General features: G+C 66.7%; 20 protein-coding genes and 1 pseudogene. 5 read left to right on the forward strand and 16 right to left on the reverse strand.

Features of this window, described 5'->3' with window-relative positions:
- Positions 1 to 827 precede the first annotated feature (827 nt).
- Positions 828 to 1,920, reverse strand: a pseudogene (locus tag ABB25_RS11820) (IS110 family RNA-guided transposase).
- Positions 1,921 to 2,081: 161 nt separating this feature from the next.
- Here ABB25_RS11820 and yecR point away from each other — a divergent pair.
- Positions 2,082 to 2,420 carry a YecR family lipoprotein gene (gene yecR, locus ABB25_RS14595; RefSeq protein ID WP_160319438.1) on the forward strand — a complete coding sequence of 113 codons (339 nt, stop codon included), beginning with the start codon at positions 2,082 to 2,084 and terminating at the stop codon, positions 2,418 to 2,420.
- Between the two features lie 587 nt (positions 2,421 to 3,007).
- Here yecR and ABB25_RS11830 read toward each other — a convergent pair.
- From ABB25_RS11830 to ABB25_RS11900, 15 genes are all read right to left on the reverse strand, one after another.
- Entirely contained in the window at positions 3,008 to 3,856 is an 849-nt protein-coding gene (locus ABB25_RS11830) for a hypothetical protein (protein WP_152981206.1), read from the reverse strand.
- An 87-nt stretch (positions 3,857 to 3,943) separates the two neighbouring features.
- Positions 3,944 to 4,507, reverse strand: coding sequence for a DUF7010 family protein (locus ABB25_RS11835; RefSeq protein WP_211259323.1), 564 nt, complete (start codon positions 4,505 to 4,507; stop codon positions 3,944 to 3,946).
- An 86-nt stretch (positions 4,508 to 4,593) separates the two neighbouring features.
- Positions 4,594 to 6,657 carry a TonB-dependent copper receptor gene (locus tag ABB25_RS11840; RefSeq protein WP_057667076.1) on the reverse strand — a complete coding sequence of 688 codons (2,064 nt, stop codon included), beginning with the start codon at positions 6,655 to 6,657 and terminating at the stop codon, positions 4,594 to 4,596.
- Positions 6,658 to 6,735: 78 nt separating this feature from the next.
- The gene (locus ABB25_RS11845; protein WP_057667078.1) at positions 6,736 to 7,293 is read right to left on the reverse strand and encodes a DUF2946 family protein; all 558 of its coding nucleotides are present in this window, start codon (positions 7,291 to 7,293) and stop codon (positions 6,736 to 6,738) included.
- A gap of 434 nt (positions 7,294 to 7,727) precedes the next feature.
- Positions 7,728 to 9,305, reverse strand: a complete 1,578-nt coding sequence (locus tag ABB25_RS11850; protein ID WP_057667081.1) for an FAD-binding oxidoreductase — start codon at positions 9,303 to 9,305, stop codon at positions 7,728 to 7,730.
- Positions 9,302 to 9,964: a hypothetical protein gene (locus tag ABB25_RS14780; protein ID WP_057667083.1), complete on the reverse strand. Its 663-nt coding sequence runs from the start codon at positions 9,962 to 9,964 to the stop codon at positions 9,302 to 9,304. Before ABB25_RS14780 ends, ABB25_RS11850 begins: the two co-directional genes overlap by 4 nt.
- On the reverse strand, positions 9,958 to 10,686 hold the full coding sequence (locus ABB25_RS11860; RefSeq protein ID WP_057667086.1) for a DUF3108 domain-containing protein: 729 nt from the start codon (positions 10,684 to 10,686) through the stop codon (positions 9,958 to 9,960). Before ABB25_RS11860 ends, ABB25_RS14780 begins: the two co-directional genes overlap by 7 nt.
- Complete coding sequence (locus ABB25_RS11865; RefSeq protein WP_057667088.1) at positions 10,683 to 11,189, reverse strand: VOC family protein; 507 nt, start codon at positions 11,187 to 11,189, stop codon at positions 10,683 to 10,685. The genes ABB25_RS11860 and ABB25_RS11865 overlap by 4 nt, the downstream gene beginning before the upstream one ends.
- A 700-nt stretch (positions 11,190 to 11,889) precedes the next feature.
- On the reverse strand, positions 11,890 to 12,303 hold the full coding sequence (locus ABB25_RS11870) for a c-type cytochrome (protein ID WP_057667090.1): 414 nt from the start codon (positions 12,301 to 12,303) through the stop codon (positions 11,890 to 11,892).
- Positions 12,304 to 12,403: 100 nt separating this feature from the next.
- Positions 12,404 to 13,291: a methylisocitrate lyase gene (prpB, locus tag ABB25_RS11875; protein WP_057667093.1), complete on the reverse strand. Its 888-nt coding sequence runs from the start codon at positions 13,289 to 13,291 to the stop codon at positions 12,404 to 12,406.
- 42 nt (positions 13,292 to 13,333) lie between these two features.
- Positions 13,334 to 15,013, reverse strand: a complete 1,680-nt coding sequence (locus tag ABB25_RS11880) for an electron transfer flavoprotein-ubiquinone oxidoreductase (RefSeq protein ID WP_057667094.1) — start codon at positions 15,011 to 15,013, stop codon at positions 13,334 to 13,336.
- Between the two features lie 61 nt (positions 15,014 to 15,074).
- A complete protein-coding gene (locus tag ABB25_RS11885) occupies positions 15,075 to 15,995 on the reverse strand; it encodes a polysaccharide deacetylase family protein (protein WP_057667096.1) in 921 nt (306 codons plus the stop codon).
- Entirely contained in the window at positions 15,992 to 16,930 is a 939-nt protein-coding gene (locus tag ABB25_RS11890) for a polysaccharide deacetylase family protein (protein WP_057667097.1), read from the reverse strand. The genes ABB25_RS11885 and ABB25_RS11890 overlap by 4 nt, the downstream gene beginning before the upstream one ends.
- Positions 16,927 to 17,601, reverse strand: coding sequence for an isochorismatase family protein (locus ABB25_RS11895; protein ID WP_211259324.1), 675 nt, complete (start codon positions 17,599 to 17,601; stop codon positions 16,927 to 16,929). Before ABB25_RS11895 ends, ABB25_RS11890 begins: the two co-directional genes overlap by 4 nt.
- Positions 17,602 to 17,626: 25 nt before the next feature.
- Entirely contained in the window at positions 17,627 to 18,871 is a 1,245-nt protein-coding gene (locus ABB25_RS11900) for an MFS transporter (protein ID WP_057667101.1), read from the reverse strand.
- Between the two features lie 140 nt (positions 18,872 to 19,011).
- Between ABB25_RS11900 and ABB25_RS11905 the strand changes: the two genes are divergently transcribed.
- The 4 genes from ABB25_RS11905 to ABB25_RS11920 are packed head-to-tail and all read left to right on the forward strand — an operon-like array spanning position 19,012 to position 21,934.
- Positions 19,012 to 19,320 carry an REDY-like protein HapK gene (locus tag ABB25_RS11905; protein WP_057667104.1) on the forward strand — a complete coding sequence of 103 codons (309 nt, stop codon included), beginning with the start codon at positions 19,012 to 19,014 and terminating at the stop codon, positions 19,318 to 19,320.
- Positions 19,321 to 19,343: 23 nt separating this feature from the next.
- On the forward strand, positions 19,344 to 20,186 hold the full coding sequence (locus tag ABB25_RS11910; RefSeq protein WP_057667106.1) for an SDR family NAD(P)-dependent oxidoreductase: 843 nt from the start codon (positions 19,344 to 19,346) through the stop codon (positions 20,184 to 20,186).
- Positions 20,187 to 20,216: 30 nt separating this feature from the next.
- Positions 20,217 to 21,083, forward strand: a complete 867-nt coding sequence (locus tag ABB25_RS11915; RefSeq protein ID WP_057667109.1) for a polysaccharide deacetylase family protein — start codon at positions 20,217 to 20,219, stop codon at positions 21,081 to 21,083.
- Positions 21,080 to 21,934, forward strand: a complete 855-nt coding sequence (locus ABB25_RS11920; RefSeq protein WP_057667110.1) for an HpcH/HpaI aldolase/citrate lyase family protein — start codon at positions 21,080 to 21,082, stop codon at positions 21,932 to 21,934. Before ABB25_RS11915 ends, ABB25_RS11920 begins: the two co-directional genes overlap by 4 nt.
- Positions 21,935 to 22,018 lie beyond the last annotated feature (84 nt).

Here is a 22,018-nt window from a genome sequence, read left to right on the forward strand (position 1 = left end):
CGGGGAGTCCATTCGATCATCCAAGCCGACGCCGCTTCGCGGCGCGGCTTAACTCAGGTGTTAGGGGGCTATGTTGGGGCGCTACCATCTGACCCTTCTTTCAATCGTCGTAGCATGCACTTCGTGCGCTTCGCATCCCAACGTTGATGCGTCGCAGTGCAAAGACCGCGGCGGCAAGGTTCAGGGTATTGGTATGTTCGCTACACCTGCCTGCGTCGTTCCGTACGCGGACGGTGGCAGGGAGTGCAAAGACGGGGCAGAGTGTCAGGGGATGTGTAAGGCCGCGCCGGACGCCACCATTGGGTCCAAGGCCAGCGGCACTTGCCAGGCCGACACGCACGATATTTACGGTTGCTACAACGAGGTCAAGGCGGGGGTGGTTGTGGCTGGAATGTGCTTCGATTAGCCGTGGCGCCCCCTAACAACTCCGTAAGGAGCTTCCCGTCAACTCCGGCAGCACGCTGACTTTGCCTTTCGCTGTCAGGCTTTGCGTCTGCCGGGTTTTTGCTGCAGTTGATTCAATCGACGCGACAGGTTCAAAGCATTGCCAGACTGCATTTCCGTCCCACGGGGATTTCCGTTGGTCATAAACGGTCTTGTGGGTTTGATTAATCCAAACCGGACCAGGGTAAAAACGCACGCCCAGGCCTCGCTCATCCAACGGTTTCGCCCATGCAAGGGGATCAGCCTTCGCATGCAATGGCGCCAACTTGTTAGTCAGGCTCTCTTCGGGGCGGTCTGACCGCTTGTTACCTGTGTCGCTGTCGGCATTGAATCCACTGCGGTGGAACGGGTGGAACGGGTGGAACGGGTGGTACGGATAAAACTCAGGCTGAGATGGCCTTTTGGGGTGACCGCTGCACCATCGGATGATGCAGCCAGGCCTCACTGTCGTAGTCCTCGCCTCGTCGCAGCATCGCCCACAGCTGGCGGGCATGTTTGTTGGCGATGGCGACCAGTACTTTGCCAAAGGGCAATCGGCTTGCCAGCGACGTGATCCATATCTGCTCGGCAGTGGCGGTTTGCGGATTGGCCAGCTTGGCTTGCTGCAGACAACTTCGTGCGCCCTGTATCAGCAGCGTGCGTAGATAGTTGTCGCCCCGGCAGCTGATGCCGCCCAGACGCGGCCTTGCCACCACTGGAGTGCTGCGTGGGCGTCAAACCAAGCCATGCCGCCAGCTGACGGCCGTTTGCGAACTCATGCCCGTTGCCGATACTGGCCACCAGCGCATCGGCCGTTAGTGGGCCTACGCCAACCAGTTGCTGGGCGCGTACGCTGCGCTCATCCGCCTTGGCATGTGCGACAACCCGGCGATCGATCGCAGAAATCCGCTGTTTCACCTGCTGCCAGTGTGCGTACAGGTCATCGAGCAAGGGCAGCAACGTGTCCGGCAGCTGGGTGCGGAGCTGGTCATCGGCCACTGCCCGCTGCAGCGCGCTATCGCTTCGGGCAATGGCCAGGCCAAATTCGGCAAGCAACCCGCGCAGTCGATTGGCGATGGCCAGGCTTTCCACCTTGTAGCCCTCGCGCACGCGATGCGAACACAGGCGTGCCTGCTGGTCGACATCCTTGACCGCAACAAAGCGCATGTTGCCCTGGCGTGCGGCGGTAGCAATCGCTTCGGCATCGTTGCGGTCGTTTTTGTTGCGCGCGCTCTTGCGGAATGGGGTGACGAACTGCGCGGCGATGAGCTTTGGTATCAGCCCGTGACGCTGGCACAACCGTGCCCAGTGATGGGCACCACTGCAGGCTTCCATGGCCACGACGCTGGCCGGCGGCCGTTGGGAGAGGTAATGGGAGAAGGCATCACGGCGCAGTTCCTGCCGCCGGATGACCTGCCCGCTGTGGTTGGTTTCGCAGATGGCAAAGACCTGCTTTGCCAGATCCACGCCGACCGTTTTTGTGGTTGAATCAGCCATTGGAGACTTCCCCTCAATCTGATTGTGGTCCAACTCAATCATGGCACTTGATGCCGGCGGCCTGGCCGCCAGAGCGGGAAGTCTCCTTTTTACTCATCCAATCCGACGTCGCTTCGCGGCGCGGCTTAACCCAAAGTGTTACGTCACAACCAAGAGGCATCATGAAGAAGACGATCCTTATTGCATTCCTACTCACAAGCATTTTTGTCTGCATAGCTTCCGCCAAGTCCAAGAATAACTGGACACTCAAAGGAGCCATTCGCTCAGAAGCAATGGTCACATTGAGTTTTGTGAGCAAAGAGCAAGAACTACTTCCAACCGATCATCAAGCTGCCCAGTCTGCCGCCACTCAGCAGTGCTCTGCATGGGGCTTCACGGGTGCCGAGCTAAACGGAGAGATACAAAGGTTTTGCGACGGTCGTAGCCGCTTCGGAAAGTGCAAGAGATGGGAGTTCACCATTCCTCTCCAATGCACCGGCGGAAGTTCTCCCACAAATTAGATTCCGCGGCCACATCTTGCCTTGGAAACGGGCTAATCATGCTGCAACAATTTTTGTATGGATTCGCCCATCAACTCCTGGCAGGAGGACATTGTGAAGCGATAGCTTCACGGCACGTGGCTCTTCATTTTCAATCCTGCTGACGCTTTTTCTTCAACCCTACAAATGGTAGCGGCTGCATTCGTGTATTCGGCTTTGTGGTAATTTTTACGAGCTATCATTCCGGCCAGCCAGTCTTATGCGGGCTGGCGCTCGCAAGCTCGCAGCATGCTGCTCGAAACCATTTCTCACCCACGAGGCAAGGCCAGACGTTCAAGCGATGACGCAGGATCACAATGGTGGTCTGCCATCCTTGGCAGCCACCCTTCAGGCCATCGTTGCGCAATGTCAAAAACCGCCTCGCGCGGTTTTTTGTTCTCGGCTTGGCTGCTTCGGGAACCTACACGCTGCATTAGTTGAGGCGGTGCAACGTGATCGCGCCCTTGCAGCCTGTTGCCAGCCGCGGTGCCGCTCAGCCGGTGGCAGGCCAAGCCGCAGCCTGTGATTGCCTGCTGCTGAGGCCGGCCGGACGTGGCCGGCCCGGGCTTTTAGTGCAGCCGGCGGCTGCCGCCGGTGGCCGGGGTGAGCAGGCCCAGTGCCGGGCTGTCGGCAGCCGTGGCGCTGGCCAGGTGGCCTTCGGGCAGGATGTGCAGCCGGGCCAGCAGCTGGAACCAGGCCTGCTGCGCGGCGGCGCGGGCGGCGTGTTCGTGGCTGTGGATGCCGGCATCGATGCGGTCCATCCAGATGCCCAGCAGCAGCGGGTTGATGTACTGGTAGATGCCGTACAGCGCATCGGGCAGGCCGCTGAAGAAGCCGAAGTAGCTGATGATGTCCTGGTCGGCCGGGGTTGGCGGTTCCCAGCGTGCGAGATCGGTATGCAGGCTGGCCGGGCTGAAGAAGCTGGCCATTTCCACCAGTGCCGGGGCGGTGTGTTCCAGCAGCAGGCGCTCGGTATCGGCCTGGCCCAAGTGCTGCGCGGCGGCCTGTGGCTGGCCGTGCTCGTCGACCAGGGTGAACGGGATGCCGTCGCTGGCGGTTGCCGGGGCGGCCTGGGCGAGCAGGCCGAGGGCCGTGTTCATGCACAGCAGCTCATGCACGGCATCGCACTGCGGGTTGTCGCAGGGATGGGTCAGGCGGATGCACAGGGCCTCGGTGCTGCCCGGGCAGTGCTGGGCGCGCTGGCGCAGCAGCGGTGCGCAGTGGTCGCGGAACAGCGCAAACAGCGCCTGCGCGTCGCTTTCCGAGGCCAGCAGGGCGTCCAGCTCGGGGGCCTGGGTGGTGATGATGTGGCCCAGCTCCTGGCCGAAGGCCGACACCCGCAGCTCCGTACGGCCACGACGGGTCGGGCCGGCAGCGATGGACAGGGGGCCAAGCTCAAACGGGACAGCGTCGGACATGGTGCACTCGATCAGCCTCACGCATTGAGGCGGGGCGGTAGCTTGCCAGTTGTGGCCCCGCCGATAAAGGGTGGGCCGCACCTGTGTTCATTGATTGCCGGGTGTGGCCGCCGGTATCCGTGCCCGGCGCCGATGGCCGATGGCGCAGGCCACGGCAAACCCGGCCTCGATCACCGCGCCGGCGGCGGCAATCACACCGGCCGATGCGGCCGCTGCGGCCAGCCCGAAACCTGCCGCGGCCAGGGCCAGGCCCAGCACCCAGTACAGGCGCAGGCCATACAGGGTGGCAAACACCAGGTAGCGGCCGCCGATCACCAGCAGCATCGCGGCAAAGAACCAGGCGGGCTGTTGCTGCCCCAGCAGCCAGGCCACGGGCAGGTTGAAGATCAACCAGAACGTGCTGGCGCCGGCCAGTTGGCCCAGTGGGTTGCCCTTGGGGTGGGTGCCGGGCAGGCGCAGCAGCCGGCACAGCAGCAGGCTGACCGGGAAAATCAGCATGCCGCCAACCAGCAGCGCCCAGATCGCCTGCAGCGCGCTGCCGTACCAGGCCACCGCGGCAGCCACGGCCCAGGCCAGCGCCGAGGCGGCGATGCCGGTCCAGCCACTGCCATAGCCGGCGCGCATCTGGGCCTGGGCGTGGGACAACGTCATTTCCATCGGGTAACCCTGTGCCGTGGACAGGGCCTGACGATGCCACGAAATCCCCGGCCCTGCGCGGGCAGGGCCGGGGACGTGGCTCAGTGCTGGAAGCTCAGCTTGAGCCAGGCATTGCGGCCAGGTTCGTTGATCCGCACCGGGTCGGCCGGGTAGCCGAAATCGGCGCTGCCGGCCAGGTTCAGGTGCTCGCTGTAGGCGCGGTCGAACAGGTTGTCGATACCGGCGCTCAGCTGCAGGTGGTCGTTGATGCGGTAGCCGGCATTGAGCGAGAACACCGCAAAACCGGCGCTGGGGCCGATGTCGCGGCTGGTCACGTTGCCCAGCCCGGGGTTGACCCGGTTCTGCGCACCGACCACACGCAGCAGCGCGCCGGCGTTGACGCGCTGGCCCTGCCAGTCGGCACTCAGGCGTGCCTCCAGCGGCGGCATCTGTGCCAGCGGGCGGTCGTCGGCGCGCTGTTCGCCCCAGGCATAGGCCAGGCTGCTGCCCAGGCGCAGGTCGGTGCGCGGCTGCCATTCCAGCCCGGCCTCGGCCCCGGCAATGCGCGCATCGATGTTGCTGGCGCGGGTCATCCCGCCGGGCAGGTACTCAAAGCGGATGTAGTCGTTCACCTGCCCGGCATAGGCCGAGACCCAGCCCTGCAGCCGCTGCCCGCGCCAGTGCAGGCCGGCATCCAGCTGGGTGGTGCGCTCGGGGCTGATCGCAGCAAACGCATTGGGCGTGCCCATCGGGCCCATGTTGGCCGAGAACAGCTCCCAGTAATCGGGCATGCGGCTGGCATGGCCCAGGCCGGCATAGGCGCTCAGGCCATTGGTCAGGTCGCGCTCGTGGCGGATGAAGCCGCTGCCCAGGGTTTCCTCGCGCTTGAGGTCGGCAGTGGGGTTGGGCCGCGACATGCCGCCGTGGCCGTTGATCGCGCTGCGCAGGTCACGTGCGCTGGCCTGGTCGATGCGCAGGCCGCTGACCCAACGGCTGGCGGTGTTGTGGCCGGTGGTGAGCTCGGCGAACACGCCGCTGTTGCGCAGCAGGGCATCGGCCACGCGCGGCTGGGCACGCCAGGCGTCACGCCCCATCGCGCTGCGCCGGCGGTGCTTGCTGTCCTGGTGGTCGACACCGGCCACCAGCTCCACCGCGTTCCACTGCCAGCTGGCGGCCAGGCGGCCACCGGCAGTGCGGCGGTCGGGGTTGGAACCCATCGGCATCGGCATGCTGCTGGCCGGGTTGGGCTCGCGCAGGGTGTAGTTGTCCATCACGTGGTCGGCGCGGTTGAGGTAGGCGCTGGCCTGGAGCGTGTCCCACGCCCCGGGCAGGTTGCTGCGCTCGAAGCGGAGGCCGAGGCTGTCACGCTCGAACGCGCTGCCGTCCATGCCGCGGCCGGCATAGCGGGCACGGGCATCACCACGGCCGGCATTGAGCTCGAGCACGGTGTCCGCATCCGGGGTCCAGCCGATGGCGGCCTCGGCATTCCACTTCAACCAGGCGCTGGGCACGCGGCGGCCATTGCCGTCGCGGTAGTCGCCGGCCTCGGAGCGGTTGCCGCCCAGCCGCACATAGCCGGTGCGGCTGCCGACGGTGGCATCGAGCACCTGGTCGTTGCGGTTGTGGCTGCCGCCCAGGGCGCTGGCGCTGAGCTGGCGGCCGGGGGTTTCGAAGCGCGGCACATCGCGCTCGAAGCGCACGGTGCCGGCACTGTTGCCCGGGCCCCACTGCACGCTCTGCGGGCCCTTGATCACGGTCAGCGCATCGTAGTTTTCCGGGCTGATGTAGGACAGCGGGTTGTCCATGCGCGAGGGGCAGGCGCCGACCATCACCCCGTCATTGCTCAGGATGCCCAGACGCGAGCCGAACATGCCGCGCAGCACCGGGTCGCCATTGGTGCCGCCATTGCGCACGGCGGCAAAGCCGGGAACGGTTTTCAGGTAATCGGCACCGTCGCTGGCCGGCACCGGCTGCCGCGGCAGGCGCGGATCGGTCTGCCAGGTCAGCGCCGAGCTCGGCGCACGGGCGGTGACGGTGATGCGGTCGAAGGTATCGGCGCTGGTGGCCGGATGGCCGGCGTGCTGGGCAAACGCCGGGCTGAGGATGGCGGACAGGGCAAGGCACAGCGGCGCGCGCAGCGGCAGCGCCCGGAAGGTCAGGGTCATGCGAAAAGTTTCCGTTGATCAGGGCAGGGCAACGCCGGCGTGCAGGGGCACGTTCAGCGGCGTTGCAGGCAGGTGGATTCAGGCGATCAACGGCGGGCCGCGTGCAGCATGCGCCGGCCAGGCCAGGCGGCCGGCAATGACCGCGGGCGGTGAGGAAGGGGCCGTGCCGCTGCCGCGCGGGGCGGGCAGCAGCCAGAGCAGGGCCAGCAGCACTCCCAGGGCGCGGGCGGCGATCAGGCAGTAATCACAGGCCGCACCATGCTCGGCATGCGGGTTGCTGGCCGCCGCGTCGGCAGTGGGGTCGGCAGCGATGGTGGCCAGGCCGTGCCCGGCCGGATGGCCGTCAGTGTGGGCGGTTGCGGGTGACGCGACCGGGTGATGACCGTGGTCGACAGCGTGGCTGGCGTGGGCCGATGCCTGTGTTGTTGGCGTGTGCACCTGCCCGGTTTCGTGAGCGCCGGATAGCGGATGCGTCCCAGTGTGCGCTGAGTGATCGGCATGGCCCTGTGCCAGCGCCTGCAGGCCGTAGCTCACCACCGGGGCAATGGCCATCAGCAGCCCAGCGGCCATCGCCAGCCACAGCCAGAAGGCGGGCAGGGGTGGGTACAGGCAGCGTGGGCGGGAGGCGGTGAACACAGGCAACAACGACAGGATTTCAGGGTGCAGGGTGCAGGTTCTGCGCGCCTGCTGACCAGTGACCGGTTGTCGCAGACCCGCCGTGACCTGCGTGGTGTCCGGCCGGGAGGATCAGCCGAGCAGGCGCAGGATCAGGAAGCCGGCGAAAAACACGCTGGTCAGCAACAGGAAGGCGCACATCACCCAGGCGCTGATCCTGCGCACGATGTTGGGCGATTTGCGCCACGCTCCGACAGCACGACGCTGGCAAGCAACAGGGTCGCGCCCAAGGTGATCAGGGCATGGCTCATCCATCCATCAGTGTCTGGCTGCAGTACATCAGCAGCGGCATCACGCCCAGGCCGATCACGGCGCTCACCCAGGCGGCGATCAGCGGCTTGTTCATCCGATCCCCCTTGCGTGGCGGCGGGACAGCAACGCGACTACGCCCGGTATTACAGGCCGAGCACCCCCGGGTTCATCCGCCGCGCCGGATCCAGCTGCTGTTTCAGGGTCTGCAGCAGCTGGCGCGCCGGCGGTGCCAGGTTGTCCAGGTAGGGGTAGGTGCGGCCGATCTGGTTGGAGGCCGCGCCCATCTGCACGAACAGCGCACAGGTTTCCTCACGCAGGGTGGCCACCAGCGCCCGTGCCTGCGGGTTGGCGGCCGGTTCCTGCAGCCGGGCACGCGCCTGCGGTGACAGGTGGGGGGCGTGGGTCGGCTGCCACTGGTCATGCCAGTGGAACACCGCCTCGAAACTGAAGCTGTGGTTGAACAGCGCCGAGCACAGCCAGGTCACGCGCACGCCGTGTTCGTGCAGGGCCTGGGCATGCCGGGCCACCAGTGCCTGGTGGGCGGTGATCAGGGCCGCGGCCTGGGAGTGGGCCAGCTTGCAGTTCAGCGCCGCCCAGCGTGCGCCACTGGCACCGAGCACCGCGTCCAGCCCGGGGAACGGGTTGGCCCGAGCGATCCGCGGCACGCTCGGGGCGATCGCCACCCCGCCGTGCTGGCGGGCCAGTGCCCGCGCCCGGCCCAGGTCGTGCTCTACCGCGGCCGTGCTGTTGCCGGCGGCGACCAGGTGCAGGCTGAAGGCATTGGCCGGCACCGGGGTACGGCCACCGGCCGCCAGCGAGGCCAGCGCCCGCGCCTTGCCGGCCAGCCCCGGGCTGGCCCGGGTGACCTGGCGCAGCGCCGTCCAGGCCGCACGCAGCGTGCGCTCGCGTTCCAGGTTCATCGCCATCGCGCCCGGGTCGAGCACATAGGTCTCCTCGGCCAGGCCCTCGCGGGCGATCGCCGACAAGGCCTTGCCGGCCGCTTCGAAGCCGGCAAAGGCGAAGCTGGCACCGGCGCTGTGCGCCGGGGTGCGGATCAGTCGCAGCGCCGCGCGGGTCTTGATCCCGAACGCGCCGCCATCGTGCAGGAACAGGTCGGTCGGGTCCGGGCCGTAGCCGCGGAATACCGGCAGCGCCGGCTCGCGCCAGGCCCACTGCCCGGTGCGCAGCCACTGGCCGTCGGCAGTGACCAGTTCCAGCGCCAGCACGTTGTCGGCGGCGCTGCCGTAACGGGCGCTGCCAAAGAACAGCGCGCCGTGGCTCAGGCCACCGCCGATGCTCGCCCCGGCGCCGGAAAAGGTGCCGAAATACGGCGTGCGCAGGCCCAGCGGGGCCAGCGCGTCGTACAGCTGCTTCCAGCTCACCCCGGCCTGGACGATGACGTACATGTCATCGGCATCGATGTGTTCGATCCGGTCCAGCGCGGACAGGTCCACCAGCAGGAACGGTTGCTGGCTGCCGGTGTAGCCGCCGGTGTAGCTCAGCCCACCACCACGCGGCACCAGCGCCACGTCATGGCCGCTGGCCTCGGCCACCAGCTGCTGCACCTGCGCCGGGTCGGCCGGGCGCACCACTGCCAGCGGCAGCGGGCCGCTGGCGTACAGGTCGCTGGCGGCGCGCTGCAGGGTCGGCACATCGGTAAGCACTGCCGTCGGTCCAAGCCGTGCCGCCAGCGCCTGCAGCAGGGTTGATTGCGGACTCATGCCGGCTTGACCACGCTGACCACCACGATCGCGGCGATGAACAGCCACAGCCCCACCAGCACCGCGGTGGCGCGCACATAGGTGCGTTCGATGATCGCGTTGGTGGTGTCGTTCGGGCCTTCGGTGGCCATCACCGCCCAGGTGCGGAAGTGGCTGATCAGGGCCAGGCGGATGCCGACCCCGGACGCCATCACCCCGGCGAACAGGCCGATCTTCAGCCGCAGCCACAGCGGCAGCTCCCATGCACCACCGAACATGCCGAAGGCCAGCGCCAGCAGCGCGGCCATCAGCACATAGCGCGAACCGCGGTCGATCGTGCCCAGAGTCCTGCCCACGGCGCTGTGGCGCAGGCGGTGCACCGCCTCGACAAAGCCCAGCCACAGCACGCACACGCCGCCGATGGCCCAGGCCAGCGGCTCGCCACCGGGGATCATCCCGTACAGCGTGGCCAGGCCGAAGCCCAGCCCGGCCTGCAGCACCAGCGCATAGCGCACGTGCTGGTCCACGTGCATCACGTGTTCCATCAGCCGGTTGCGCTCGGCAAACGGGATGTGTCGGCCATAGGCCACATAGCGGTAGGTGCTGTTGATCACCAGCTCCGAGCCGAGCCAGTAACCGAGCACGGCGATGTGGGCCACCAGCAGCACGCTGATCAGCATGGCGCGTGCTCCACCACCTGGTAGCTGCTCAGCTCGTAGGCAGTCTGCATGTAGCCGGTAACCGTGGCGCGCAGCAGGATGTAATGCTCATCGGCGGTGACCCAGAGGTCGTAATCGGGGTGTTCCTCGGGCATGCCGACATCAAGGATGCGGAAATGGCGCGCGCGGAAAGTGCCGGCCTGCACCGTGATGTCCTGCTCGCCGACATACTCGATGGCCAGCTGTACCGGGAACAGCATCGGCCCGGTGGCGCCACGGTGGTCGGGTGAGGACAGCAGCATGAAGAAGGTCTGCTTGCCCGGGCCCTGGCTCAGGTCATACAGCGACATCGCATAGCCGTCGTTGATGATGGCGTGGTTGCCGAACGCGCGCAGCGGCGTGTCCAGTGCATAGCGCTGGCTGACCCGGCCCTCGATGCTGGTGCTGGCCTCGCATGTCGCCTCGCCCGGGGTGAAGGCGAACCAGCCCGAGCCACGGAACTGGCCACCGACGGCGATGCGTACGAAACACTCGCGCGGCAGGTTGTCCACATCCACGCGCAGGTTGACATCGCGCACCACCGCCGGTGCATCGTCGATCTCGCAATGCGCGGCCAGCACGCGCGAGCCATCGCGGTGGATGTCCAGGCGGAAACTCTCGCGGCCGCGCTCTGCACCCAGGCGATGGGCCTGGTTGGAGGTGTAGGCAATCGTGCCGGTGATCGAACGGGCAACACCACTCATACGCTGGCTCCGGGCTGTGCAACAGGGTTGGGCAAGGGGTCGATCTGCATCAGGCTGACCGGGATGTTGTCCGGGTCGTAGACGATCATTTCGCGGTACAGCCCGGCCGGTGAGCGCTCGCTGGCCTGCATCTTTGGATAGGCCAGCGGCGGGGTCAGGAAGCGGTAGCCGCCCTGTACCAGGGCGCCATGCAGCGCATCGAAGTTGTCGGTGGCCAGCACCAGCGCGCTCTGCCCGTGTGCCGGCTGCCCGAGTGGCGGCTGCAGCTGCTGCAGCGGCGTGTCGCTGATCTCGAACAGGCCGACGATGACCGGGCCATCGTGGTCGGCGGCGAGCAGGGCGATGCGCATCGTGCAGGCCGGCAACTGCAGCAGGCCGCCGGCCATCGGCCCGGACAGGGTTTTCTGCTCGACGATGACCAGGCCCAAGGTGTCGCGGTAGAAGCGCAATGAGGCTTCCAGGTCACGGCAGAAGAGGGTGTAACGGGAAAACTGCAGGCTCATCGATCACTCCGCAGGCCACCGCGGCAGACCTGCCGCGCCAGGACAGGACAAGGGCGGTTCCCGTGCTCCGGGCAGCGCTGCCGCTGCGTGGGCGACAGGCAATCCGCCGCCGCGGTGCTGCGGCGTTGGCCGCAGTCCGGGCCGGGGCTTGCCAACATCGTCCAACGCACTGCCTGCATCGCCGAGTCTCCGCCAGCTCACGGCCGGGTGCCGTGATTTGTACGGACAATCAATAGCAGGAAGACCGGGGCAACTAAAGCTGCAAGGTATCAGTGCACTGCAGCATCCATGCGGTGCCGGGCGGCCTGGCGATGGCTTCAGCCACGGGGCCGAACAGACGGGCCGGTTTCACCCGGCTGGGGCATGCGCGGGATATCCATGCCCCCGATGGCACGGGTTGCCAGCGTGATGGCAACCACCCGGTCATTGCTGCGACCTGCATCCTGTCGCCATTGCAGGCACCGGGCAGCATTGCCCAGGCGGTGGCGCTGTATGACCCGGTGGGAACTGGCGTGCCGGTCAATGACAGGGAGCGCCGGCTGCCGCCGACGGTGAGATCCGGCTTCCAGCTCATTGCCGAGGACGAGCGCCGGGGCACACTCAAGGCCGCCCACAGCATGGATCCGCGGATGACCGCCGGTGGTCCCTTGCGCATCCGTCTGCGGGCCTGTGCATGCAGGCGGCAGCGACGCGTGGATGCTCAGCGTGCGCTGCTATCTGGCGCGTGCTGCTTGAGGTAGGCGATCACGGCGGCGCGCCGGGCCGGGTCCACGGTGGCGTTGACCATCTTGCTGTCGGGCACCACGGTCTGTGGGCTGCGCAGGAAGGCATCCAGCGTGGCTTCGTCCCAGACCAGATCCGATTCGCGCAGTGCGGTGGAATAGTCATAGCCGGGTGCACTGGCAGCCTGGCGGCCGAACGCGCCGTACAGGTTGGGCCCGACCTTGTGGATGCCCCCCGGGCTGCTGGTGTGGCAGTAGGCACAGACCTCGAAGGCCAGGCGCTGGGCGCGCTGTTCCGGATCCTCCGGTTCGTGGCTGCGGTTGCATGCGCCCAGCGTGGTGGCTAGCAGCAGGGCACAGGCGAGGGAGCGGGCAGGTCGGGTGCGGGTCATGGCAGGCAGGTCGCAAAGGAAAACGGCGACCGCTGGTGCGGCCGCCGTCATTGTCCCGCGCTGGCCCGGGCAGGCCAATGCGGCAGGGTGTCGCAGCGGCTTACTTCTTGGCCGCGGCGAACACGCTGTCCAGACGGGCTTCGTAGTCGTGGTAGCCGATACGGTCATACAGCTCCATCCGGGTCTGCATGATGTCCACCACGTTGCGCTGGTGGCCGTCGCGGCGGATCGCGGTGAACACCGCCTCGGCGGCCTTGTTCATCGCGCGGAACGCCGACAGCGGGTAGATGCACATGTCCACGCCGACCGACGCCAGTTCCTCGGTGGAGAACAGCGGGGTCTGGCCGAACTCGGTCAGGTTGGCCAGCAGCGGCACCTGGATTGCGTCACGGAAGCGCTGGTAGGTCTCCAGGTCGTAGGAGGCCTCGGCGAAGATCGCATCGGCACCGGCCTCGACGCAGGCGATGGCACGTTCGATGGCCGCGTCCACGCCGTGCACGGCGATGGCGTCGGTACGGGCAATCAGGAAGAAGTCCGGGTCGGTCTTGGCATCGGCAGCGGCCTTGACGCGGTCGGCCATTTCACCGACCGAGACCACTTCCTTGTTCGGGCGGTGGCCGCAACGCTTGGCACCGACCTGGTCTTCGATGTGGCAGCCGGCGGCGCCGGCCTTGATCAGCGACTTGATGGTGCGGCCGATGTTGAACGCCGATGGGCCAAAGCCGGTGTCGATGTCCGAGATCAGCGGCAGGTCGCAGACATCGGTGATGCGGCGGATGTCGGTGAGCACGTCATCCATGGTCAGGATACCCAGGTCCGGCAGGCCCAGGGAACCGGCGGCGACACCGCCACCGGACAGGTAGATGGCGCGGAAACCGGCACGCTTGGCCAACAGCGCATGGTTGGCGTTGATCGTGCCCGGGATCTGCAGCGGGCTTTCTTCCTTGAGCGCTACGCGAAAGCGCGCACCGGGGCTGGCAATGCTCATCGTGACTCCTACGGATTCGTACAGCGAAAAATAATGGCCGGGTTACATCGCCGGATAGTTTGGACCACCACCGCCCTGCGGGGTAACCCAGACGATGTTCTGGGTCGGGTCCTTGATGTCGCAGGTTTTGCAGTGCACGCAGTTCTGGGCGTTGATCTGCAGCCGGGTATCGCTGCCTTCGCCGACGAATTCATACACCCCGGCCGGGCAGTAACGCGCTTCCGGGCCACCATAGGTGGCCAGGTTGACCGACACCGGGATCGAGGCGTCCTTCAGGGTCAAGTGCGAAGGTTGGTGCTCGTCGTGGTTGGTCGAGGACAGGAACACCGAGCTCAGGCGGTCGAAGGTGAGCACACCGTCCGGCTTGGGATAGGTGATCCTCTGATGCTGGGCCGCCGGCTCCAGGCAGGCATGGTCAGGCTGGGTGCGGTGGATGGTCCACGGTGCGTTGCGGATGCCCAGCTTGGGCAGCAGCCACTGCTCGATCCCGGTCATCACGGTGGCGATGGTGCGGCCCTTCTTGAACCACTGCTTGAAGTTCTTGGCCTGCAGCAGCTCGGCGTGCAGCCAGCTCTTCTCGAAGGCTTCCGGGTAGGCGCTGAGTTCATCGCGCGAACGGCCGGCGGCCAGTGCCTCGAAGGCAGCCTCGGCGGCGAGCATGCCGGTCTTGATCGCCGCATGGCTGCCCTTGATCCGGCTGGCATTGAGGTAGCCGGCCTCGCAGCCGACCAGCGCACCGCCCGGGAACACGGTCCTGGGCAGGGACAGGATGCCACCGGCGGTGATCGCACGCGCACCGTAGGCGATGCGCTTGCCGCCCTGCAGATGCTTGGCAATCGCCGGGTGGGTCTTGAAGCGCTGGAACTCCTCGAACGGGCTCAGCCACGGGTTCTTGTAGTCCAGGCCGACCACGAAGCCGACGGCGATCTTGCCGCCCTCGGCGTGGTACAGGAACGAGCCGCCGTAGGTATCGCTGTCCAGCGGCCAGCCGGCCGCGTGCACCACCAGGCCCGGCTGGTGGGTGGCCGGGTCGGCCTGCCACAGCTCCTTGATGCCGATGCCGTAGGACTGCGGATCCTTGCCTTCGTCGAGCTTGAAGCGTGCAATCAGCTGGCGGCCGAGGTGGCCGCGCGAGCCTTCGGCAAACACGGTGTACCTGGCGTGCAGCTCCATGCCGCGCTCGAAGTTCGGGCCCGGGGTGCCGTCTTTCTGGATGCCCATGTCGCCGGTGGCCACGCCCATCACCGCGCCAGCCTCGTCATACAGCACTTCGGCGGCGGCAAAGCCCGGGAAGATCGCCACTTCCAGCGCTTCGGCCTGCTGGGCCAGCCAGCGGGTGACTTCGCCCAGGGAAACGATGTAGTTGCCGTGGTTGTGGAAACACTCCGGCAGCAGCGCCTGCGGGGTGGCCTTGGCAGCGGTTTCGCTCAGGAACAGGAATTCATCCTGGGTGACCGCCTGCTTCAGCGGGGCGCCCATGGCCTGCCAGTCCGGGAACAGCTCGGTCAGCGCCTTCGGGTCCATGATCGCGCCGGACAGGATGTGGGCGCCCGGCTCGGAGCCCTTTTCCAGTACGCAGACACTGAGTTCGCTGCCCTTTTCCACGGCCAGCTGGCGCAGGCGGATGGCGGTGGCCAGGCCGGCGGGGCCGCCACCGACAATCACGACATCAAATTCCATCGCTTCGCGCGGCGGCAGGGCATTGCTGGCTTCAGTGTTCATGCGGTGCGGTGCTCGTTGGGTGGTGCCGCACCAGCGGTGCGGCGGTTGCCTTGGGGGCGGATCAGCGCGCGGCGGCGATGATCTGCGAGGGGGCTGCGTTCCAGATCAGCCCGGCGCGTGCTGACAAGTATGCCAGCACCCGTTCCAGGTGCTTGATCCGGTGCGGCTGGCCCATCACCCAGGGGTGGATGCTGAGGGCGAGCAGGCGGCCGGCACCGGTGCGCTGGGCTTCTTCCAGCAGGAAATCACAGGCATCGATGATCTGGTCGGCATATTCGCTCTCAGCGTGCAGATTTTCGCCGACGATGAAGCGATCTTCCAGCTCCAGCGACAGCGGCAGGCTGGTCAGCGGGCCGTTGGCGGTGGCAAACGGGTAGGGCAGCTCGTCGTTGACCCAGTCGCCGAACCATTCCAGCCCGGCGGCGGCCAGCAGCTCGGGGGTGTTTTCCGACTGCGAGCGCGCCGGCGAGAGCCAGCCGGTGATCGGCGCCGGCGCGTAGGGAGCCAGCGCGGCGAGGGTGTCGGCAATAAAGCCGGCCTCACGGGCCGGGTCCAGCCCGCCGTAGTGGACGCTGTCCATGTTCCAGCCATGGGCCAGGAACTCGAAGCCGGTGGCGCCCAGGCGGCGCAGCAGCGCCGGGTAACGCTGGGCCAGTTCGCCGTTGATGGCCAGGCTGGCCTGCAGGCCGTTGGCCTTCAGCGCATCAAGCACGCGGAACACGCCGACCCGGTTGCCGTAGTCGCGCAGGGTGTAGTGGCGCAGGTCCGGATACGGCATCACCATCGAGCCGTGCGGCTTGAAGCCTTCGCCCTTCGGGTTGAGCGGGAAGTGCTCCAGCGACAGGTTGATCCACAGCGCCAGTGGTTTGCCGCCGGGCCACTGCACCGGCGCGCGCTGGGCCAGCATCGACCAGGCATAGCGCTCGTGGTCCATGCCGTGGCGCATCTTCGGGTAGGCAAGGAAGCTCGGGTCCAGGCTCATGCGCCTTCCTCCTGGTTGACCGCGGCCATGGCGGCGATGGCCTGGTCGTAGTGGTTGTCCAGATAGTGCTGGGCGATCTCGCGGCCGGTGGCCTTCCACACCCCGTCATGGCTGCAGATGTAGTCCATCGCGTCCTGGAAGGCGGCCAGCCGGTGCGGATGGCTGACCTGGTAGGCGTGCAGCGGCACGCACAGCACGGTGCCGGAATGCTCGCCTTCGGCATACAGGCGGTCGAAGGCGTCCTTGATCATCTGCCCGTAGCGGCGCGGCTCGATCTTGTTGGTGACGTAGACGATGGTGTCGTTGAGCTCCAGCGAATACGGCACCGAGACGAACTTCTTGCCCGAGCGGGTGATCACCGGGGTCGGCTGGTCGTCATGGAACAGGTCGCAGGTGTAGTTGCCACCGCATTCGGCGAACAGGTCGATGGTGGCCGGCGAATGCGACAGCGCCGGGGCCAGGTAGCCATCGCAGTGCTGGCCGGTGTGGGTTTTGATCAGCTCCATCGACATCTGGATCATTTCCCGCTCCTGCGCCTCGTCCAGGCCGTAGGTGTAGCGGGTGTTGTAGATGCCGTGGCTGAAGAATTCCCAGTTGCGCTCGGCGGCCATCGCGATCACCTCCGGATGGTGCTGCAGCAGCGCGGTGGACAGCGAGACCGAGCCACGCAGGCCGTACTGGTCCAGCACCCGCATCATGCGCTGGTGGCCGACGCGGTTGCCGTAGTCACGCGTGCCGTAGCCGAGGATGTCCGGCAGCGGCCGCGGCCAAGCCTTGCGGTGCGGGTTGGCCGGCGGGGCGTATTCGTAGAACTCGATGTTGGGGGCGATCCACAGCGCCACCCGGGCATTGCCCGGCCAGGTGATCTTCGGCCGGCTGTCCCAGGGCAGGTAGCCGTACAGGCCCGGGTCGGCCTTGGGGGCAGAGGTGCTCATGCGCGCAGGGCCTTGAGCTGGGCGGCCACGTAATCCACCGGTTCGACATCGCCGTACTTGAGCATGATGTCGGCCAGGTTGGCGAAGTGCGGGATCTCGTGCTTGTCGGCCACACACTCTTCCGGAACGATGGAGCGGTAGCCGCGCGACAGGCTGTCGATCACGCAGGCGCGCACGCAGCCGGAGGTCGAGCCGCCGGTGATGATCAGCGTGTCCACCTGGGCGAAGGTCAGCAGCGACCACAGGTTGGTCTCGAAGAACGGGCTGGCCATGCGCTTGTGCATGACGATGTCGCTGGCGTGGATGTCGGCACGCGGGTCGAACTGGGCGCGCTCGGAGCCGTGCTTGATGTTCTGCAGCGAGTCCGGGGTATTGGTGCGGGTGCCCCAGGTGCCGGCATCGATGCCCGATTCCAGGTAGGCCACATAGGTCCACACCACCGGGCCCCCCAGCTCACGCACCAGCGCCGAGAGCGCATTGATGTGCTCGATCTGGCGCGGGTCGGTCTCGTAGGCGGTCTTGAACGCGTCCAGGTCGGTGTAGGCGCGCTGCACGTCGATGTTGACGATGGCCGGGCGCTTGCCGAAGCCGAACTTGGCGCGGTTGGGGTTGGCCTTGACCTGCTCCCAGTATTGGCGGGCGGTCAGGCTGGAGGTTTCCATCACAGGCATCGGGATTCTCCTTGTGCAGCAGGGGTCAGGCGGATTGGACGGAGCTGGCGCGTTCGTTGCGCACCAGGGTGGCCACCAGCAGGGCGAGTACGAGCAGGCCGCAGATCAGCTGGAAGGCCGGGGCGTAGCTGCCGGTCACGTCCGAGATCTTGGCTGCCAGCCAGACCCCCAGCCCGGCGGTGGTGGCATCAAGCAGGGTGATGGTGCCGAGGATCTTGCCGGCCGAGGTCAGGCCGAAGGCATTGACCGCCAGCAGCTGGATCATCGTGTACAGGCCGCCCCAGCCCAGGCCGAACAGGATCAGCGCATACCAGACCAGTGCCACGTCCATGGTCGCCATCAGGAAGCCGCCGCCGGCCATCAGCGCGATGTTGAGCAGGAACACGCGCTTGGGCGGGAACAGGTCGGCGAGCAGGCCAAAGCCGAACTTGCCCACCATCGCCAGGCCGAACATCACGCCCAGCCCGTTGCCGGCCTGGGCCGGTTCAAAGCCGAGGTCGCGCATGTGCAGGAACAGGTTGGAGGAGGCGGCGATGATCGAGAAGAAGGTGCACATGGCCACCACCGCCAGCGCCCAGAAGGTGCGCGTGCGCATGGCCTGGGCGTAGCTCAGGTCGGGCAGGGTGGGGGCAGCAGGCAGCGCCTGGGGGTCGCTGGCCGCGCTGTCAGCGGCGCGGTCGCTGCCCCAGGGCGCAATGCCGCCGGCCTTCGGGCTGCGCATGAACACCAGTGCCAGCAGCAGGAAGGCGACCGGAATGGCGGTTTCCCACAGCAGCGCGGCGCGCCAGTCCATGGTTTCCATCAGCTTGACCCCGAGCTTGGGGAAGATCATCCCGCCCAGCGAGGTGCCGACCAGGGCAATGCCGATCGCGGTGCCGCGCTTGGTATGGAACCACTGCGAGACAAAGATCACCGCCACGTTCAGGCCGGCGGCGACCAGCACCGCGGCAAAACCGATGTGGATCAGATACAGGTGCAGCAGCGAGTGCACATGGGCATAGGCGGCATACAGCGCCGCCAGCAGGGCAATGCCGGCCAGCACCAGCCGGCGCGGGCCGACCCGGTCGATCAGGGCGCCGATGAACGGGGCCATCCAGCCGGCCAGCACCAGGGTGAGCAGGTCGCGCAGTTTCAGCTCGCTGCGGCTCCAGCCGAACTCGGCCAGCAGGGATTCGTCAAAGGCAGTCAGGCCGGTCACGGTCAGGCCGTTGGAGACCAACAGCACCAGCATCCCCATCAACGCCATCAACCACGGGTAGTAACGCTTCATCTTTCTTACCTCGCAAGGAATAACGGAAGCGCGCCATGCCCGTGGGGGATTTTCCGTTTGCGACGTTGACCGCAGCCGGAAGGCATGCCTACACTTTGTCCGGACAAAGTTTGCCACAGTATTCAACCCCGGAGGAAGTCATGCAGACCGTCATCGTGCTGTTCAATCTCAAGCCTGGCGTTGACGTCGCCCAGTACGAGGCCTGGGCCCGTGACAGCGACCTGCCGGTGGTCAATGGCCTGCCGTCGGTGGAGAAGTTCGAAGTGCTCAAGGCTTCAGGCCTGCTGATCGGCGAGGGTGCCTCGCCGTACCAGTACATCGAGATCATCCGCGTGCCGGACATGGCCGCCTTCGGCGCCGACCTCTCCGATCCGGCCGCCCAGGCCGGCGCGGCACAGTTCCAGCAGTTTGCCGACAACCCGTTGTTCATCCTCACCAGCGCCATCTAAGGCCACAAGGAAACTTTCGTCCAATGGCACGTTTTCCCGAACTCAATGGCAAGGTCGCGCTGATCACCGGCGCCGGGCGCCGTGGTGGCCTGGGCGAGGGCATCGCCCGCCGCCTGCTGGAAGAAGGCTGCAAGGTGGTGCTGACCGATATCGGCCAGGCCCGTGGGGCCGAGATGCCGGTCACCGCCGTCGGTACCGACGAGGAAATGGCCCAGGTCGCCGCCGAACTGGCCGCCGCCACCGGTGGCGAGTGCGTGGCGATGGCGCTGGATGTGCTCGACGAGGCCCAGGTGCAGGCGGTGATGGCCGCCACTGTCGCCCGCTTCGGTGCGCTGGACATCCTGGTCAACAACGCCGGCATCGGTTACCTGATGAAGTCGCTGGTGGATATCGAGGCCAGCGAATGGGATGCGGTGCTCGGGGTGAACCTGCGCGGCGCCTTCCTGACCATCAAGCATGCCGGCCGCCAGATGATTGCCCAGGGCTCGGGGCGCATCGTCAACATCGCCTCGCAGGCGGCCAAGTCGGCCTTCCCGCATGCCGCGGCCTACTGCTCCTCCAAGCACGGCCTGGTCGGGCTGACCCGCGTGGCCGCGCTGGAACTGGGCGCGCACGGCATCAACGTCAATGCGGTCTGCCCCAATCACGTCACCACCGGCCTGGGTGCGTGGCAGAACGAATACTTCGCCGCCAAGCAGGGCAAGAGCGTGGAGCAGTACCTGGCCGACATGGCCGCACGCATCCCGCTTGGCCGTCCGGGCCTGGCCAGCGACACCGCTGCGGCCACCGCCTTTTTGTGTTCCGACGATGCGGTCTACATCACCGGCGAGGCGATCAACGTCTCCGGCGGTGAGGAAAACCACTGACATCGCCCGTCCCCCCATCGAGATCGCACCATGAGCAAGCCCGTCTATTCCTGGCCCAACAATGCCCGCCTCGCCCTGTCGGTGGTGGTCAATGTCGAGGAGCTGTCCGAGTACAACGTCGGCCAGGGTGACAAGATCACCGAGCCGGTCGATGAGCTGCACGTCACCCTGTCCAAGCCGGTGCGCAACTACGGCAACGAGTCCAACTACCGCTACGGCATCAACGAGGGCCATGCCCGGATTGCCGCGCTGCTGGACAGGTACAACGTCACCAGCACCTACACCGCCGCGGCGGTGTCGCTGGAGCGTGCGCCGGAGATTGCCGGCTACCTGCGTGGCAACCGCCACGAGGTCTGCTCGCACGGCCACCGCTGGATCCACCAGTTCCGCTTCAACCAGGAGCAGGAGCGCCAGTTCATCCGCGACGCGGCCGACAGCATCGAGCGCACCACCGGCCAGCGTCCGGTCGGCTGGCTCTCGCGCTACCTGCATACCGCCGACACCCGCCGGCTGCTGCAGGAAGAGGGCTACCTGTACCACATGGACGACTACTCGGCCGATGCCCCGTTCTGGGGCGACGTGGATGGCAGCGAGCAGCCGATGATCGTGGTGCCCTACCAGCTGGACACCAACGACATGAAGATGTGGGTGGCCCCGTCCTACCTGCCCAAGGACTGGCTGGACTACGCCATCGACTCGTTCGACACCCTGTATGCCGAAGGCGAGCACAGCCCGAAGGTGATGTCGCTGGGCCTGCATCTGCGCATCATCGGCCGTCCGGGCCGCATCGGTGCGTTCGAGAAGTTCCTGCAGTACGTGGCGACCAAGCCGGGCACCTGGTATGCGACCCGCCGCCAGATCGCCGAACACTTCGCCGCGCAGGTGCCCGCCCCGTGAGCACGCCCCTGAGCAACCCGCGCCGCTGCCTGCTGTTCGTGCCCGGCTCGCGCCCGGAGCGCTTTGCCAAGGCCGTGGCCACCGGCGCCGACCAGGTCTGTATCGACCTGGAAGATGCCGTGGCACCTGCGGACAAGGAAACCGCGCGCGCTGCCGTGTTGGAATTCCTGGCCAATGTACCGGCCGGTTATACCCAGATCGGTATGCGCGTGAACCCGGTCAGCACCGACCTGGGTCGTGCGGATCTGGCTGCGCTGGCGGCCTCGTCGGCACGCCCGGCGTTCGTGATGCTGCCCAAGGTCGAATCGGCCGCTGAACTGGCTGCCGCCGATGCCCTGCTGTCAGGCATGGATACGCAGTTCATCGTGCAGATCGAGACCCCGAAAGGCCTGCTCGATGCCCGCGACATCGTCGCTGCCAGTTCCCGCGTGCAGGCGCTGATGTTCGGTGGTTTCGACTACATCGTCGCCCTGCGTGGCCGCGCCGGCTGGGAGAGCTTCTTCCATCCGCGCGTGCAGCTGGCCACCATCGCTGCCGAAGCCAATGTCGGCTGCATGGATGTGCCGTACCTGGACATCAAGGACGCGGCCGGCCTGCGCGAGGAAACCGACCGCGTGATCGCCCTGGGCTTCACCGCCAAGGCGGCCATCCATCCGGCCCAGGTGGACACCATCCAGAGCCGTTACCTGCCTGACGCCAATGAGCTTGACCATGCCCGCCGCGTGGTGGCGGCCATGGCCGACAACGGCGGTGGCGCGGTGGCGGTGGACGGCAAGCTGGTGGACCGCCCGATTGAAATTGCCGCCGAACGTGCGCTTGCCCTCGGGGCACACGGCCTGCGTCAGGACTGACTGTTTTACCCCGCATTGAACATGGGGCACTGCCCCTCTTTGACCAAGCTGCGCCTGCAAGCCAGCACTTACCGCACGAAAAAG

This window comes from Stenotrophomonas koreensis (genome assembly GCF_001431525.1).
Classification (GTDB): Bacteria; Pseudomonadota; Gammaproteobacteria; order Xanthomonadales; family Xanthomonadaceae; genus Stenotrophomonas; species Stenotrophomonas koreensis.

Excerpts from the sequence above, each read along its gene's own strand:
- yecR (WP_160319438.1), top strand. The coding sequence starts at position 2,082 with ATGAAGAAGACGATCCTTATTGCATTCCTACTCACAAGCATTTTTGTC.
- ABB25_RS11830 (WP_152981206.1), bottom strand. The coding sequence starts at position 3,856 with ATGTCCGACGCTGTCCCGTTTGAGCTTGGCCCCCTGTCCATCGCTGCC.
- ABB25_RS11835 (WP_211259323.1), bottom strand. The coding sequence starts at position 4,507 with ATGACGTTGTCCCACGCCCAGGCCCAGATGCGCGCCGGCTATGGCAGT.
- ABB25_RS11840 (WP_057667076.1), bottom strand. The coding sequence starts at position 6,657 with ATGACCCTGACCTTCCGGGCGCTGCCGCTGCGCGCGCCGCTGTGCCTT.
- ABB25_RS11850 (WP_057667081.1), bottom strand. The coding sequence starts at position 9,305 with ATGAGTCCGCAATCAACCCTGCTGCAGGCGCTGGCGGCACGGCTTGGA.
- ABB25_RS14780 (WP_057667083.1), bottom strand. The coding sequence starts at position 9,964 with ATGCTGATCAGCGTGCTGCTGGTGGCCCACATCGCCGTGCTCGGTTAC.
- ABB25_RS11860 (WP_057667086.1), bottom strand. The coding sequence starts at position 10,686 with ATGAGTGGTGTTGCCCGTTCGATCACCGGCACGATTGCCTACACCTCC.
- ABB25_RS11865 (WP_057667088.1), bottom strand. The coding sequence starts at position 11,189 with ATGAGCCTGCAGTTTTCCCGTTACACCCTCTTCTGCCGTGACCTGGAA.
- ABB25_RS11870 (WP_057667090.1), bottom strand. The coding sequence starts at position 12,303 with ATGACCCGCACCCGACCTGCCCGCTCCCTCGCCTGTGCCCTGCTGCTA.
- prpB (WP_057667093.1), bottom strand. The coding sequence starts at position 13,291 with ATGAGCATTGCCAGCCCCGGTGCGCGCTTTCGCGTAGCGCTCAAGGAA.
- ABB25_RS11880 (WP_057667094.1), bottom strand. The coding sequence starts at position 15,013 with ATGAACACTGAAGCCAGCAATGCCCTGCCGCCGCGCGAAGCGATGGAA.
- ABB25_RS11885 (WP_057667096.1), bottom strand. The coding sequence starts at position 15,995 with ATGAGCCTGGACCCGAGCTTCCTTGCCTACCCGAAGATGCGCCACGGC.
- ABB25_RS11890 (WP_057667097.1), bottom strand. The coding sequence starts at position 16,930 with ATGAGCACCTCTGCCCCCAAGGCCGACCCGGGCCTGTACGGCTACCTG.
- ABB25_RS11895 (WP_211259324.1), bottom strand. The coding sequence starts at position 17,601 with ATGCCTGTGATGGAAACCTCCAGCCTGACCGCCCGCCAATACTGGGAG.
- ABB25_RS11900 (WP_057667101.1), bottom strand. The coding sequence starts at position 18,871 with ATGAAGCGTTACTACCCGTGGTTGATGGCGTTGATGGGGATGCTGGTG.
- ABB25_RS11905 (WP_057667104.1), top strand. The coding sequence starts at position 19,012 with ATGCAGACCGTCATCGTGCTGTTCAATCTCAAGCCTGGCGTTGACGTC.
- ABB25_RS11910 (WP_057667106.1), top strand. The coding sequence starts at position 19,344 with ATGGCACGTTTTCCCGAACTCAATGGCAAGGTCGCGCTGATCACCGGC.
- ABB25_RS11915 (WP_057667109.1), top strand. The coding sequence starts at position 20,217 with ATGAGCAAGCCCGTCTATTCCTGGCCCAACAATGCCCGCCTCGCCCTG.